Origin of the sequence: Jannaschia seosinensis, assembly GCF_001408515.1 — a bacterium.
GTDB lineage: Bacteria > Pseudomonadota > Alphaproteobacteria > Rhodobacterales > Rhodobacteraceae > Jannaschia > Jannaschia seosinensis.
Genome location: NZ_CYPR01000079.1, coordinates 1 through 13,793 on the forward strand (window position 1 = coordinate 1; position 13,793 = coordinate 13,793).

Consider the following 13,793-nt stretch of genomic DNA (forward strand, 5'->3'; position numbering starts at 1 on the left):
TGCACCGCGTCAAAGGTATCATCGATATCGAGCACGATCCGGCTTGGGGGGCGCGCAAACGAGTGGCAGTAGAACCGGATCATCTCGCGGCCCATGCGGATAAGGGCGCGGGCATCGGGCAGGTTTTCCATGCGCGAGATCGTTGGCTGCGAACACAAGGCTGGCTCCGTTTCCGGCCCACGCTCCAGCGCGATCCTGAAGCTGGGATCGTTCCGCAGGGCCGCCGCGTCGTTGCCGTCTTCGTGTCCCGCCCCGATCATCATGATCCGGAACCGGATGATGTCACACAGGCTATGCTGAACTTTCGCCGGGTCACGCGGATCGCGCAGGCAATCTGCGAGCCGCTGCGCCAGACCCGCCCTGCGCTCGATCTCGCGCAGCAGGGTCAGGCCGGCGTCGGAGCTCATGTCGGCGCCGTCAAACCCGAGCAGGATCGGCTTACCGTTAAGGGGTGACAGGCGGGGCGTGGAGCACGTAGACTGGGTCATGGCGGAGGTCGTCCTGCTGAAATCTGAATCTTTGGCGTCGATAACCAAAAAATACATAGTTTCAGACGGTTACGCAACCTCCGCCGCCTTCTCGTGAATTATCCGGGCTAGGAGCGCATCAAAAAGATAGCGGTGTCGCCTCAGCGGAAATCCCGGGCATGATTGGATGATCCTCCCGATCTCGCTCAGAAGGTGGACCGACATGCCGGCCTACATCCCGGAGTTGGCAAGAAGCTCTCACGTATCTTGAAGTGTGGCTCCCGAGGGTCTCCTTAAGGGATCGAATTGTTCGCTCCGGCATTGCGCGAGCAACAGCGGCGCGCGACTGCCGATCTGCAGGTCTCGCCTTGTCGAGGGGAACCCGGAGGATCACTCCTCCGTCGTCAGCCGTGCGGCGAGGGCGGGGTCATCCGCTGCCGCTGCTTCGATGCGGGCGCGCATCTCAGGATGGGTCGCGCCGAGGTCGGCCAGCGGATCGGCCAGAAACCCCTCTGCATCCGCGGGAATGGCGGCACGGATCGCGGCGAAGGCCAGGTCGGGATTGTGGGCGATGAGGTGATCCATGACGGCGCCGGTCCATGCATCCGGCGTCTCGGTGGTGGCATCGGGCACGGCGAGGTAGGACAGATAGCGCTCCGCGAACCGGGCGAGGGGCAAGTCGCCCGGCGGCAGGGCATCCGTATCCGCAGGCAGGCCGAGCGCCGCCGCGACCGTGGCGCGGGGGATCACACCATCATCTCCTTCGTGGCCGACAGCGTCACTTCGGGGTGATCGCGCTCGATCCGGTCGATGTCCCATTGCAGGCGCGTCAGGAAAACCGGGTCGCCGTCATTGTCATGGGCGATGTGCTGCTTGTTCTTGGCAACCACCGCCTCCACCGCCGCCTTGGGGCCGGAAAGCCAGCGGGCGGATTTGAATTGCGACGCGTCGAAGCGGACGGGCAGGCCGTATTCAAGCTCGATGCGGCTGGCCAGCACCTCGAATTGAAGCGCGCCGACCACACCGACGATGAAGCCCGAGCCGATGGCCGGCTTGAACACCTTGGCCGCGCCTTCCTCGGCGAATTGCATCAGGGCCTTCTCGAGGTGCTTGGCCTTCATGGGGTCGCCAGCGCGCACGCTTTGCAGAAGCTCGGGCGCGAAGGAGGGGATGCCCGTGAAGCGCAGCATCTCGCCCTCGGTCAGCGCATCGCCGATGCGGAGCTGGCCGTGGTTCGGGATGCCGATGATGTCGCCGGCCCATGCCTCCTCGGCCAGTTCGCGGTCGGCGGCGAGGAACAGGACCGGGTTCGAGATCGCCATGGCCTTCTTGGAGCGGACATGGGTCAGCTTCATGCCCCGCTCGAAATGGCCGCTGGCGAGGCGGACGAAGGCCACCCGGTCGCGGTGCTTGGGGTCCATGTTGGCCTGCACCTTGAAGACGAAGCCTGCGACCTTGGTCTCGTCGGCCGACACCTGACGCGGCTCGGCGCGCTGCGGCTGCGGCTCGGGGCCGTAATCGGCGATGCCGGCCATCAGTTCGCGCACGCCGAAGGAATTGATTGCGGAGCCGAACCAGATCGGCGTCAGCGAGCCTTCGAGAAAAGCCGCATGGTCGAAGGGCGGCAGCAATTCGCGCGCCATCTCGACCTCTTCGCGCAGCTTCGCGAGGAGGTCGGGGGGGACATTGTCGTCGAGCTTGGGATCGTCGAGGCCGCTGATCGAGACGGTCTCGGCCACGCGGTTGCGGTCGGCACGGTCCATCAGTTCCAGCCGGTCGTGCAGCAGATCGTAGCAGCCGATGAAGTCGCGCCCCACCCCGATGGGCCAGGAGGCGGGTGTGACGTCGATGGCGAGATTTTCCTGAATCTCGTCGATTATGTCGAACGTGTCCCGGCTTTCGCGGTCCATCTTGTTGCAGAAGGTCAGGATCGGCAGGTCGCGCATGCGGCAGACCTCGAAGAGCTTCTGCGTCTGGCTCTCGACGCCCTTGGCGCCGTCGATCACCATGATCGCGGCGTCCACGGCGGTCAGCGTGCGGTAGGTGTCCTCGGAGAAATCCGAGTGTCCGGGCGTGTCCACGAGATTGAACCGGTATTCGTCCTCGCCACGGTGGAAGTCGAAGGACATGGCCGAGGCGGAAACGGAGATGCCGCGATCCTGCTCCATCTTCATGAAGTCGGAGCGCGTGCGCCGCGCCTCGCCCTTGGCGCGGACCTGCCCCGCCATCTGGATTGCGCCACCGTAGAGAAGGAACTTCTCGGTCAGCGTCGTCTTGCCGGCATCCGGATGCGAGATGATCGCAAATGTGCGGCGGCGCCCGATTTCGGGCGGAAGCGTCGGGGCATTGGTGTGCAGCGTGTCGGGCATGACGGGCGATATAGGCGGGGCACGGGGATCCCGCAATCGCGTGCCGCCTTGAGCGGCGTTTTCGCTGCGCCGGAGGAAAGCCGGGTTAGTCTATGGTGCGCGCTTGGCAGGCGGTCAGTGGACGGGTTCGACCACCGGGTCGATGAGGGTCCGGCCGCCATCGACGGTGAGGACCTGTCCGATCATGAAGCCCGAGGCGTGGGATGCGAGGTATTGCACCGTCTCGGCCAGCTCACTCGGCGCGGCGATACGGCCGAGCGGCGTGGCATCGACGATCGCCTGGCGCAGATCGTCCGAATCGGACAGCCGCGTCTTGAGGTTCGTGGACATGACGGACCCGACGGCCACGCCGTTCACGCGGATCCGCTCGGGGGCGAGGCTGACGGCAAGGCTGCGCGTCGCCTGATCCAGCGCGGCGGCGCTGACCGAATAGGCCAGAAGGCTGGGCTGGGTGCGGCGTCCGGCGATGGAGCCGATATTGACGATCGTGCCGATGATGCCTTCGTCGCGGCCATCTTCCTCGGCCTGAAGGATCATGCGCTTGGCGACCGCCTGCGTCAGGCGCAGGGGCGTCATCAGGTTCTGCTCCAGCAGGGCGGCGACCGACTGGTCCTCGGGGTCGAGCGGGTCGGTCACCATGATCTGGCGCGAGGCGTTCACCAGGATGTCCACCCGGTCGAAGGCATCGATCGTCGCCGATAGCAGGTTGGCCACGGTCAGCCGCTCCCGCAGATCGCCCGCGAAGTAGCGCAGGTTGGTGTTCTCCTCCGACTGGGCGGCGCCGACCTCCTCCTCCAGCCGGGCCTCGTCGCGGTCGGCGAACATGACCTTCGCGCCCTGTTCGACGAAATGCCGCGCGATGGCGAGGCCGACGCCGTTGGCGGCACCCGTTACGATTGCGGTGCGCCCTGCGATGGAGAGGGTCATGTGCGGCTCCGTCTCGGATTGCGGGCATCGATGACCTTGTAGCCGCCCGTCTCCGCGAGGACCATGGCAGAGGCGAAATGCTCCGACAACGTCGCCTCGTAGGGCAGGTGGCGGTTCGCGACCAGGAGCAGGCGGCCTTTGGGCTTGAGCAGGCGCGCGGCGGCGGCAAGGAAGGCCCAGCCGAGCGCGGGATCCGCGCGCCGCGACGTGTGGAACGGCGGGTTCGAGACGACCACATCGAACGGGTCCGCCGCCCATGCGGTCGCGTCGGCCCAATGAAACGTCGCGCGGGGGTCGGTGACGTTCGTGCGCGCGCAGTCGAGGGCATCGCGCTCCGCCTCGACGAGGGCGCATTCGGTGACCGCGGCCGAGGCGAGGACCGCGTGCGACAGGAAGCCCCACCCGGCGCCGAGATCGCAGATCCGGCCGGACAGCCCGCCCACGTGCTGCGCCAGCAGGGCGGAGCCGGGATCGGCGCCGTCGGCGGAAAACACGCCCGGGCGGGTGACGAAACCGTCGACCACGCGCGGCGCGGCGCGCCAATCTGCGGGCGGGTCGGCGGCGGGAAAGGCAAAGACCTTGCCATGCGCCTTGGCGAAAACCTCGCCCACATCGAAGATGCCGCGGCATTGGCGGAGCACGGAATCGATGCCGTCGCCCTTCGCGCCCTCCACCACCACGGGCGCTCCGGGCGGGACGTGGGCGCAGGCCCGCGCGATCAGGTCGCGCGTCTGTTCCTTGGCGCGGGTGGCGAAGACGATGGCGGCCGCGAAGTCCCCCTCCGCAGCATCCGCCATTCGAAGGCCACGCGATGCGAGCGCGTCGTGATCGGGCCGGAATCCCTGAACCGCCGTCAGATCCTCGGGCAGCCCGTCGAGATCCAGATCCGCGGGCGGACGCAGCAGCAGGACCGGTCCCGAAGGCAGGGCGACGGCCCCGGCGGCGAGGGCATGAGACAGGCGGCTTCGCATCGGCGCGGCCCCGCTCTACTCTTCTTTCTCCATCGTGCACTGGAGCGGATGCTGGTGGCGGCGCGCGAAATCCATGACCTGCGCCACCTTGGTTTCCGCAATCTCGTGGGAGAACACGCCGACGACGGCGAGGCCCTTCTTGTGAACGATCAGCATGATCTCGACCGCCTGCGCATGCGTGATGCCGAAGAACCTCTCGAGCACATGGACCACGAACTCCATCGGCGTGTAATCGTCGTTGAGCAACAGAACCTTGTAGAGCGGCGGCTTCGCGGTCTTCGGCTTGGTCTTGGTGACGACGGAGACGTCGCCGTCCTCATCTTCGGGACCGGCGGACATCAGGTGCAGCGGTGCTTCGGTCTCGGGACGCATCGGACGGCTCCGGGCTCTGGACGTATCTGGCTGGGTTGCACCATATAGGCCCGGCGCGCGCATGAGGAAAGAGGGGGATCGGCGTGGAGGTTACCACGATCGGTTTCGATGCCGACGACACACTCTGGCAGAACGAGACGTTCTTCCGCATTACGCAGGATCGCTTCGCCGGACTTCTGGCCGATCATGCCGATCCCGACCATCTGATGGAGCGGCTTCTGGCGGCGGAGCGGCGTAATCTCGGGCACTACGGATTCGGCATCAAGGGATTCGTCCTTTCGATGATCGAAACGGCGATCGAGGTGACGGACGGACGGGTGCCGGCCACGGTGATTGCAAAGCTGCTGGAGGACGGGCGCGAGATGCTGCGCCATCCGGTCGATCTGCTGGAGGGGGCGGAGGATGCGGTGCGCGCGCTGGCGCAGAGCCATACGCTGGTGCTCATCACCAAGGGCGATCTGCTGGATCAGGAGCGCAAGCTCGCCGAAAGCGGTCTGGGCGACCTGTTCGACGGGATCGAGATCGTCTCCGACAAGACGCCCGACACCTATCTCCGGGCCTTTTCGGCCCATGGGGACGGGGCGGGACGCGCGCTTATGGTGGGAAATTCGATGAAGTCCGACGTGCTTCCCGCGCTGGCGGCCGGGGCTTGGGGCGTGTTCTGTCCTTCGGAGATGGAATGGGCACTGGAGCGTGCGCAGGCCCCCGAGGATGCACCCCGGTTCCGGCGAATCGCGACGCTGTCGGAACTGCCGCCCTTGGTCGCGGACCTCGGCTGATTCGGGCAGGAGGCGGATCCGATTCTCTTCGATCTGCGTTGGACCTCGGCGCCGCATCGCAACCCGACGGAGTGAGCCCATGCCCGATCCCTGCCATGATCGCCCCAGCCTCGACGGCGCGGCCCATCTGCTGACCGGCACCGCGCTCGTGGCGCTCGGAGCGGAGCTGGCTCTGATCCTGCCGCCGGTGCTCGTCTGTCTTGCGATGGCCTTCGCGCTGCTGCGGATTTGCTGGCTGGAGGACAACATCAAATCCGACCTCGTGGGCCGAACCGAATTGCCGCCGAACCACGCGAATCCCGCGCGCCGCCGACAGGCGATGGCGTGGCGCGTCTTCGGCATCGCGCCGCAGCGGGATGCCGGGCAGGCCTGCCCCGACCTCGTGGCGACGGCGATGCGCGGTCAGATACAGGCTTGGATGGCGGTGGTTCTGGGCGCGCTGACCGTTCTGGCGGCGCGGGATCTTGCACTTCATCCGCTGGCCAATTTCATGCTCGGCGGAGGGATCCTGGCGCTGGCGCTGATGCGGGCGGAGGCGCTGCGCGTGACGCTATTGCACCTTCAGGCGGGGCGTGCCCTGCCGCCCCGGGCGCTGCTGCCGGTGCGGCCATGGGCGCACAGCTATCGGGTCGACCCGGAGGAGTGATCCCTCAGGCGAGCGTGCCGTCGAGCGTCAGGGTAAGCTTGCCGCCGAGCCATGGGCCGAGCGCTTCGGGCAACCTGACCGAGCCGTCCGCCTGCTGACCATTCTCCAGCACGGCGATGAGGCAGCGACCCACGGCGAGACCAGACCCGTTCAGCGTATGGACGAATTCGGGCTTGCCGCCGCCCGCCGGTTTGAACCGGGCGTTCATGCGGCGGGCCTGGAAATCGCCGGTCGTGGAGCAGGAGGAGATCTCACGGTAGGTGTTCTGGCCGGGAAGCCAGACCTCGATATCGTGAGTGCGCCGCGCGCCGAATCCCATGTCGCCGGTGCACAGCACCACCGTCCGATAGGCCAGACCAAGCGTCTCCAGTATCCCCTCGGCGCAGCGGGTCATGCGGTCGAGTTCGGCGCGCGAATGGTCGGGATGGGTAATCGACACCATCTCGACCTTCTCGAACTGGTGCTGGCGCAGCATGCCCGACGTGTCGCGCCCCGCGCTTCCGGCCTCGGAGCGAAAGCACAGCGTATGGGCGACCATGCGTCGCGGCAGGTCCGCCGCATCGAGAACATCGCCCGCCACGGAATAGGTCAGTGTCACCTCGGAGGTGGGGATCAGCCAGTATCCCTCGCGGGTCAGGAAGCTGTCATCGCCGAACTTCGGCAGCTTGTCCGTGCCGAGCATGGCGTCGTCACGGACCAAGACGGGCGTCGTGTGTTCCATCAGGCCGTTCTCGGCCACATGGGTATCGAGCATGAACTGCGCGAGCGCGCGGTGGATCCGGGCGACGCCGCCGCGCAGGAGCACGAAGCGCGAGCCGGAGAGCTTGGCGGCGGTCTCGAAATCCATGCCGGGGACGACACCGGCGATCTCGTAATGCTCCTTCGGGGCAAAGTCGAAATCGGGCGGCGTGCCGTGGCGGTTGATCTCGACATTGTCCGCCTCGTCCGCGCCGTCGGGGACGTCGGTGTCGGGGAGGTTCGGGATCTCCAGAAGCGCGTCGCGCAGGGCGGCGTCCGCGACCCGGGATTCCTCCTCCAGGCGGGCGATCTCCTCCTTCTTGGCCGCGACAAGGGCGCGCAGTCGCTCGAACTCCGCTTCGTCCCCGGACGCCTTGGCCGCGCCGACCTGCTTGGAGGCGGCATTGCGCTCGGCCAGGGCGGTCTCGGCGCCGCCGATCGCCGCGCGCCGCTTGGTGTCGAGTGACAGCAGGTCCTGTGACATCGGCGGAAGCCCCCGCCGCGCCAGCGCGGCGTCGAAGGCGGCCGGGTTGTCCCGGATGGTGCGGATGTCGTGCATAGGGCCCTCCGTGCCGTGTCTCCTGCGCCACATGCCACAGCCCGCGGGACGGGGCCAGTGGTTGCCCGGCGCGCTTGCGCCCCCCAGATGGCGCCTATAGCTGTGCGCGCGATTACGGATAGAGGGCGCGCCAGACCGCCCCGAACGTCACGAGGACCACAACATGATCGCATCACCCGCTTACGCGCAGGACATCGGCGGCGCCGTCGCCGGCCTCGGCAGCTTCGTCCCGCTCATCCTGATCTTCGCGATCATGTACTTTCTTCTGATCCGTCCGCAGCAGAAGAAGATGAAGGAGCACAAGGCCATGGTCGCCGCGCTTCGCCGGGGCGATCAGGTCGTCACGCAGGGCGGGGTGATCGGCAAGGTCTCCAAGGTCAAGGATGACGGCGAGGTCGAGGTCGAGATCGCCGAGGGCGTCCGCGTCCGCGTCGTGCGCGCTACGATCACGCAGGTCCTGTCCAAGACGGACCCGGCCGCCTGACATGCTGCAGATCCCGCTCTGGAAACGGCTGACGATCATCCTCGTCTGCCTTGCGGGCCTGCTGCTCGCGGTGCCAAACCTGTTCTATAGCCGAGTGGAGTTGCACAACGACGCGGCGACGGCGCTGGAGCGGGGTGCGGTGCCGACGGCGCAGATCGAGGAGAACCTCGCGCTGTGGCCCGAATGGCTGCCTTCCGGCCTGATCAATCTGGGGCTCGACCTGCGGGGCGGGGCGCATCTTCTGGCCGAGGTGCAGCTCGAGGACGTCTACGAGAGCCGGGTCGACGGCTACTGGCCGGAGATTCGCGACGCGTTGCGCGATCTTCGCGGCGAGGTTGGCACGATCCGCCGGCAGGACGCCCCGCCGGGCGAATTGCGCGTACGGATCAGCCGGCCCGAGGGCCTGCAGGCCGCCGTGGATGCGGTGCGGGAGCTCTCCTCGCCCATCGTTTCGCTGACCGGGGTGGGTGAGCGCGACATCGCCGTGGCCGGCGCGGGCGACACCATTTCCGTGACCCTGTCGGAGGCCGAGCGTGCCGCGACAGACCAGCGCACGCTGGAGCAGTCGCTCGAAATCATCCGCCGCCGCGTCGACGAGGCCGGCACGCGCGAACCCACGATCCAGCGGCAGGGTGCGGACCGGATCCTGATCCAGGTGCCCGGCATCGGCTCGGCGCAGGAGCTCAAGGCCCTGATCGGCACGACCGCGCGGCTGACCTTCCACTCGGTCGTCGGGCGCACCAGCGACGGGACGCAGCGCGTCGACAGCGATCAGCTTCTGCACCCGTCGATGGACGAGGAGGGATTGTTCTACATCCTCGATCGCACCCCCGTCGTCTCGGGCGACGACCTCGTGGACAGCCAGCCCGCCTTCGACCAGAACGGTCAGCCCGCGGTGACGTTCCGGTTCAACCCTTCGGGAGCGCGGGCCTTCGGGCAGTACACCTCGGCCAATGTCGGCGCCCCCTTCGCCATCGTCCTCGACGAGGAGGTGATCACCGCGCCGCGCATCAACGAGCCGATCACCGGCGGCTCGGGCCAGATCACCGGCAATTTCGGGGTGGAGGAGGCGAACCGCCTCGCCATCCTGCTGCGGGCCGGCGCGCTGCCTGCCGAGATGACGTTCCTCGAAGAGCGCACGATCGGCCCGGAACTGGGTCAGGACAGCATCGATGCCGGCAAGGTTGCCGCCATCTTCGCCATGGTGGCGGTCGTGGCCTTCATGGTGCTGAGCTACGGCCTTTTCGGCGCTCTCGCGACGGTGGCGCTCGGCATCAACGTGGCGCTGATCTTCGCGGTGCTGAGCATGATCGGCGGCACGCTGACGCTGCCGGGGATCGCGGGGATCGTGCTGACCATTGGCATGGCCGTCGACGCCAACGTGCTGGTCTTCGAGCGCATCCGCGAAGAAGCCAAGACCGCGCGCGGTCCCGCCCGTGCCATCGAGCTTGGATACGAGCGTGCGCTTTCGGCCATCGTGGATGCCAACATCACCACCTTCATCATCGCAACGATCCTCTTCACGCTGGGATCGGGACCGGTGCGGGGCTTCGCAGTGACGCTGGGCATCGGCATTCTCACCTCGGTCTTCACGGCCATCTTCGTCACACGGCTGCTGATCGTGCTCTGGTTCGAGCGCCGCCGCCCCAAGCAGATCGAGATCTGACATGCGCCTGAAACTCGTTCCGCAGGATACCGACTGGGACTTCTTCAAGCACCGCAAGATCACCTTCGGGGCGTCCGTCGTGGCGATGATCGCGTCCATCGTGATCTGGCTTGTCGTGGGGCTGAACTTCGGGATCGACTTCCTCGGCGGCACCACGATCCGGATCCAGTCGGAGCAGAGCGTCGATGTCGGCGATTACCGCGCCGCCATCGCGCCGCTCGCGCTTGGCGACGTCGCGATCAGCGAGGTCTTCGACCCGACGCGGCCTGACCTGAACGCGGCCCAGATCCGCATTCAGGCGCAGGAGGGGGCTGAGGCGGTGACCGCCGAAACCGTCGCCGCCGTTCAGGTCGCCCTGACCGAAGTGGATCCGACCATCGAGTTCACCGCCGTCGAATCCGTCGGGCCGAAGGTGTCGGGCGAACTCATCACCACCGCCTTTCTGGCCGTCGGCGCGGCGCTCGTGGCGATCCTGTTCTACATCTGGCTGCGCTTCGAGTGGCAATTCTCGGTCGGGGCGGTCGCCGCGCTGTTTCACGACGTGATCCTCACGATCGGGTTGTTTTCCCTCCTGCAAATCCGCTTCGACCTTGCGACCATCGCGGCGATCCTCACGATCATCGGCTATTCGATCAACGATACCGTCGTCATCTTCGATCGCCTCCGCGAGAACCTCATCAAGTTCAAGAAGACGCCGCTGATCGACGTGATGAACCGTTCGGTCAACGAGACGCTGAGCCGGACTTTGATGACCTCGGGCACGACGCTCATCGCGCTTCTGGCGCTCCTTGTCCTCGGGGGGGACGTGATCCGCGGCTTCGTCTTCGCGATCTTCTGGGGCGTGATTGTCGGCACCTATTCGTCGGTCTACCTGGCCAAGAACGTGGTGCTGTATCTCGGCGTGGACCGCGATCCGAAGAAGCCGTCGGAGGCAGGGACCCAATTCGCCGACGTCGAAGCCTGATCCTCTCGGCCTGACCGTCGGTAGTTGCGAAATGCGCAGGGGGCAAAGGGGGTGGCCTCGCCGGGCCGCTCGCGCGTCACGATATGAATTGGATTTCCGCTAAAGCCAAGGGAGTAATACGGCTAGCAGTGAGTGTGCTTGCGGCTCGTTCGAGACGGCGCCGAGCTACGAGGAACATCGGAAATCGCGCCGGGACGTCGGCATCGACTCCGTGCCCCACGGCGCATTCGCGCTACAAACCGAACCGAGGCGCTGAAACGATGCGAAGCAGGAGGAAATCATGGATCTGAGCGAGGCGAGATTTGGCGATTTGCGGCCATTCGACGGCTACGGGCCCGGCTTCTTTCGAATCGGCGGAGAGCTTTTCGAAGGGCCCGTCGTGACGTCGCCCGCAGCCACGACCCCCTGGGATGGATACGGCGACGCAGAGACGCTCTTGAAACTTGCGGGCGAGGTGGACGTGATCTTCGTCGGGACCGGCGCCGAGATTGCGCACGTGCCCGGCGATCTGCGCATCGCGGTGGAGGAGGCCGGTATGGGGCTCGAGGTCATGGCCAGCCCCGCCGCCTGCCGCACCTATAACGTCCTCGTCGGTGAGGGGCGGCGCGTCGCCGCGGCGGTGCTTCCGGTCTGAAATCTGCCGAAGCGGCGCAGCCCGCTCCGGCAGGCATGCGGCTTACCAGTGGCCAGTGTTTTCCATCGAGGTCCACGGCTCCTGCGGCGGCTTCGCGTCGCCCTTCTGGAGCAGTTCGATCGAGATGTTGTCGGGGCTGCGCACGAAGGCCATGTGGCCGTCGCGCGGCGGGCGGTTGATCGTCACACCCGCATCCATCAGGGCCTGACACATCCCGTAGATGTCATCGACGGTATAGGCCAGATGCCCGAAATGGCGGCTGTCGGAGGGCAAATCCTCGTCGCCGTCCCAGTTATACGTCAGCTCCACATCGGCATGGCCGTCATCCTGCTCGGGCGGGCACAGGAAGACCAGCGTGAAGCGCCCCTTTTCGTTCTCCGAGCGCCGCCGCTCCTTCAGGCCGAGCAGCTTGAAGAACGCGATCGTCTCGTCGAGGTCCTTCACGCGGACCATGGTGTGCAGATAGGTGATTGGCATCGGCGTTTCCTTTCGGTGACGCCCGGACGGTAAGCCGCGCGATGCCCGGTGCAACCCCCCGTCGCGCAGGGTACCCTCGGCCCAACGGATTCGGACGGGGGACAGAAGATGACACCGGAGCAGCAGGCCGAGATCGACGCGCAACGCGCCCAGACACACACCACCCGGCGGGCGACCGCCCCGGGGATGGAGGCGCATCTCTACACCGCCTATCCCGTCCTCGACCACGGGTTCGTGCGGGTGATCGACTACATGGGCGACGACGCCGCCATCTGTCAGGCCGCGCGCGTCAGCTACGGGCGCGGCACCAAGGCGGTCTCGAACGACGAGGGGCTGATCCGCTACCTGATGCGGCACTGGCACTCGACCCCGTTCGAGATGTGCGAGGTCAAGCTGCACGTGAAGCTGCCGGTCTTCGTGGCGCGGCAATGGATCCGGCACCGTACGGCGAACGTGAACGAATACTCGGCGCGCTATTCAATCCTCGACCGGGAGTTCTACATCCCCGAGCCCTCCGCGCTGGCCGCGCAGTCGCAGGTCAACAACCAGGGCCGGGGGGCCGCGCTTGAGGGGCAGGAGGCGGCGCGCGTCCTCGACTGGCTGCGCGAGGACAGCGACCGGGCCTACGACCATTACGAGGCGATGATCGCGACGCAGACCGCGTCCGGCAACCCCCAGCAGGGCCTCGCGCGGGAGTTGGCGCGGATGAACCTGCCCGCGAATATCTACACGCAATGGTACTGGAAGGTGGACCTCCACAACCTGTTCCACTTCCTCCGCCTGCGCGCCGATTCCCACGCCCAGATGGAGATCCGCGTTTATGCCGACGCGCTCTGCCGGATCGTCGCCGACTGGGTGCCCTTGGCCTATGCCGCCTTCGAGGATTACCGGCTGGGCGGCGCGTCGCTCAGCGCGAAGGGCGTGGAGTGCCTGCGCCGGATGCTGGCGGGCGAGGAGGTGACGCAGGAGAGTTCGGGGATGAGCAAGGGGGAATGGCGGGAGTTTATGGGGGTGGTAGAGTAAGAAATGTCGTCCTTGTCGGTAATGGCCTAGGCTGTGTTGACAAAACGCCGTGTCCATAAGCGGATGCAGGCGACGTCGACGAAGCCGAGGAAGCTTTCGACGGTCTTGTCGTAGCGGGTGGCGACGCGGCGGGAGTTCTTGAGGCGGCCGAAGCAGCGCTCCACGAGGTTGCGCAGCGCGTAGAGCGTGCGGTCGACGCCCGCGCGAGCCTTGCGATGTCGGCGCATGGGGATCACCGGGATCGTATCGCGGGCTTCGGCCCAGTCGCGGATGCGGTCCACGTCATAGCCCTTGTCGGCAAGCAGCGCCCCCGGCGCGGGAAGGTCGTCGCCCATGACGAGGTCGAAACCCTTGTGGTCGGAGGTCTGGCCTGGCGTCACGTCGGTGCGCATTGGAAGGCCCCACGCATTGCAGCGGAGGTGGATTTTAGTCGTCTGGCCACCTCTTGAGCGCCCGATACCCTGTCTCTGAGTCCCCCCCTTGCGCCGGCGGTATTGTACCCTCAGGTCTGGAAATTCGCTTGAGACGCGGGGCGTGAGCCCGTGCTGGGGCGCCCCAGCACGGGCTGCCCATTCTGGTATTCCATGGAGTTGCAACACGGCCATGGAGAAGAACGAATGGACAGGAAGGATACGGCGCTTGAGGCGGTCTTGGAACAGTTGATCGAGCACGGGCCCGGCGAGATCGCATCGGTGTTCGCGCGGGCTTTCGAGCTGG

General features: G+C 66.6%; 15 protein-coding genes and 1 pseudogene. 7 read left to right on the forward strand and 9 right to left on the reverse strand.

What is annotated here, in order from left to right:
- From JSE7799_RS06540 to clpS, 6 genes are all read right to left on the reverse strand, one after another.
- A partial coding sequence (locus JSE7799_RS06540) for a transposase (protein ID WP_186201856.1) occupies positions 1 to 488 on the reverse strand: 488 nt, incomplete at its 3' end.
- Between the two features lie 369 nt (positions 489 to 857).
- Positions 858 to 1,217 (reverse strand): hypothetical protein, encoded by a 360-nt coding sequence (locus JSE7799_RS06545; protein WP_055662899.1) that lies wholly within the window; start codon positions 1,215 to 1,217, stop codon positions 858 to 860.
- Positions 1,214 to 2,836, reverse strand: coding sequence for a peptide chain release factor 3 (locus tag JSE7799_RS06550; protein ID WP_055662900.1), 1,623 nt, complete (start codon positions 2,834 to 2,836; stop codon positions 1,214 to 1,216). Before JSE7799_RS06550 ends, JSE7799_RS06545 begins: the two co-directional genes overlap by 4 nt.
- 114 nt (positions 2,837 to 2,950) lie before the next feature.
- A complete protein-coding gene (locus JSE7799_RS06555) occupies positions 2,951 to 3,763 on the reverse strand; it encodes an SDR family NAD(P)-dependent oxidoreductase (RefSeq protein ID WP_055662901.1) in 813 nt (270 codons plus the stop codon).
- Complete coding sequence (locus JSE7799_RS06560; protein WP_055662902.1) at positions 3,760 to 4,734, reverse strand: class I SAM-dependent methyltransferase; 975 nt, start codon at positions 4,732 to 4,734, stop codon at positions 3,760 to 3,762. The genes JSE7799_RS06555 and JSE7799_RS06560 overlap by 4 nt, the downstream gene beginning before the upstream one ends.
- A gap of 15 nt (positions 4,735 to 4,749) precedes the next feature.
- The gene (clpS, locus tag JSE7799_RS06565) at positions 4,750 to 5,073 is read right to left on the reverse strand and encodes an ATP-dependent Clp protease adapter ClpS (RefSeq protein ID WP_370736647.1); all 324 of its coding nucleotides are present in this window, start codon (positions 5,071 to 5,073) and stop codon (positions 4,750 to 4,752) included.
- 110 nt (positions 5,074 to 5,183) lie between these two features.
- Here clpS and JSE7799_RS06570 point away from each other — a divergent pair, with 110 nt between their 5' ends.
- On the forward strand, positions 5,184 to 5,885 hold the full coding sequence (locus JSE7799_RS06570; protein ID WP_055662904.1) for an HAD family hydrolase: 702 nt from the start codon (positions 5,184 to 5,186) through the stop codon (positions 5,883 to 5,885).
- Positions 5,886 to 5,964: 79 nt separating this feature from the next.
- Positions 5,965 to 6,531 carry a hypothetical protein gene (locus JSE7799_RS06575; RefSeq protein ID WP_055662905.1) on the forward strand — a complete coding sequence of 189 codons (567 nt, stop codon included), beginning with the start codon at positions 5,965 to 5,967 and terminating at the stop codon, positions 6,529 to 6,531.
- Between the two features lie 4 nt (positions 6,532 to 6,535).
- Here the strand turns inward: JSE7799_RS06575 and serS are convergent, their stop codons facing one another.
- Positions 6,536 to 7,828 carry a serine--tRNA ligase gene (gene serS / locus JSE7799_RS06580; RefSeq protein WP_055662906.1) on the reverse strand — a complete coding sequence of 431 codons (1,293 nt, stop codon included), beginning with the start codon at positions 7,826 to 7,828 and terminating at the stop codon, positions 6,536 to 6,538.
- 163 nt (positions 7,829 to 7,991) lie between these two features.
- Here serS and yajC point away from each other — a divergent pair, with 163 nt between their 5' ends.
- The 4 genes from yajC (at position 7,992) to JSE7799_RS06600 (ending at position 11,576) form a co-directional block, all read left to right on the forward strand.
- On the forward strand, positions 7,992 to 8,312 hold the full coding sequence (gene yajC, locus JSE7799_RS06585) for a preprotein translocase subunit YajC (RefSeq protein WP_055662907.1): 321 nt from the start codon (positions 7,992 to 7,994) through the stop codon (positions 8,310 to 8,312).
- Position 8,313: 1 nt separating this feature from the next.
- Positions 8,314 to 9,978 (forward strand): protein translocase subunit SecD, encoded by a 1,665-nt coding sequence (gene secD, locus JSE7799_RS06590; RefSeq protein ID WP_055662908.1) that lies wholly within the window; start codon positions 8,314 to 8,316, stop codon positions 9,976 to 9,978.
- Position 9,979: 1 nt separating this feature from the next.
- On the forward strand, positions 9,980 to 10,942 hold the full coding sequence (gene secF / locus JSE7799_RS06595) for a protein translocase subunit SecF (RefSeq protein WP_055662909.1): 963 nt from the start codon (positions 9,980 to 9,982) through the stop codon (positions 10,940 to 10,942).
- 280 nt (positions 10,943 to 11,222) lie between these two features.
- Positions 11,223 to 11,576 carry an Mth938-like domain-containing protein gene (locus tag JSE7799_RS06600; RefSeq protein ID WP_055662910.1) on the forward strand — a complete coding sequence of 118 codons (354 nt, stop codon included), beginning with the start codon at positions 11,223 to 11,225 and terminating at the stop codon, positions 11,574 to 11,576.
- Positions 11,577 to 11,618: 42 nt separating this feature from the next.
- Here the strand turns inward: JSE7799_RS06600 and JSE7799_RS06605 are convergent, their stop codons facing one another.
- A complete protein-coding gene (locus JSE7799_RS06605) occupies positions 11,619 to 12,053 on the reverse strand; it encodes a VOC family protein (protein WP_055662911.1) in 435 nt (144 codons plus the stop codon).
- A 108-nt stretch (positions 12,054 to 12,161) separates the two neighbouring features.
- Here JSE7799_RS06605 and thyX point away from each other — a divergent pair, with 108 nt between their 5' ends.
- On the forward strand, positions 12,162 to 13,076 hold the full coding sequence (gene thyX, locus JSE7799_RS06610) for an FAD-dependent thymidylate synthase (RefSeq protein WP_055662912.1): 915 nt from the start codon (positions 12,162 to 12,164) through the stop codon (positions 13,074 to 13,076).
- 26 nt (positions 13,077 to 13,102) lie between these two features.
- On the opposite strand, the pseudogene JSE7799_RS06615 reads toward thyX, so the two are convergent.
- Positions 13,103 to 13,558 (reverse strand): annotated as a pseudogene (locus JSE7799_RS06615) (IS5 family transposase); the annotation flags it as partial.
- Positions 13,559 to 13,793 lie beyond the last annotated feature (235 nt).

Excerpts from the sequence above, each read along its gene's own strand:
- JSE7799_RS06575 (WP_055662905.1), top strand. The coding sequence starts at position 5,965 with ATGCCCGATCCCTGCCATGATCGCCCCAGCCTCGACGGCGCGGCCCAT.
- serS (WP_055662906.1), bottom strand. The coding sequence starts at position 7,828 with ATGCACGACATCCGCACCATCCGGGACAACCCGGCCGCCTTCGACGCC.
- secF (WP_055662909.1), top strand. The coding sequence starts at position 9,980 with ATGCGCCTGAAACTCGTTCCGCAGGATACCGACTGGGACTTCTTCAAG.
- yajC (WP_055662907.1), top strand. The coding sequence starts at position 7,992 with ATGATCGCATCACCCGCTTACGCGCAGGACATCGGCGGCGCCGTCGCC.
- thyX (WP_055662912.1), top strand. The coding sequence starts at position 12,162 with ATGACACCGGAGCAGCAGGCCGAGATCGACGCGCAACGCGCCCAGACA.
- JSE7799_RS06550 (WP_055662900.1), bottom strand. The coding sequence starts at position 2,836 with ATGCCCGACACGCTGCACACCAATGCCCCGACGCTTCCGCCCGAAATC.
- secD (WP_055662908.1), top strand. The coding sequence starts at position 8,314 with ATGCTGCAGATCCCGCTCTGGAAACGGCTGACGATCATCCTCGTCTGC.
- JSE7799_RS06600 (WP_055662910.1), top strand. The coding sequence starts at position 11,223 with ATGGATCTGAGCGAGGCGAGATTTGGCGATTTGCGGCCATTCGACGGC.
- JSE7799_RS06555 (WP_055662901.1), bottom strand. The coding sequence starts at position 3,763 with ATGACCCTCTCCATCGCAGGGCGCACCGCAATCGTAACGGGTGCCGCC.
- clpS (WP_370736647.1), bottom strand. The coding sequence starts at position 5,073 with ATGTCCGCCGGTCCCGAAGATGAGGACGGCGACGTCTCCGTCGTCACC.
- JSE7799_RS06605 (WP_055662911.1), bottom strand. The coding sequence starts at position 12,053 with ATGCCAATCACCTATCTGCACACCATGGTCCGCGTGAAGGACCTCGAC.
- JSE7799_RS06560 (WP_055662902.1), bottom strand. The coding sequence starts at position 4,734 with ATGCGAAGCCGCCTGTCTCATGCCCTCGCCGCCGGGGCCGTCGCCCTG.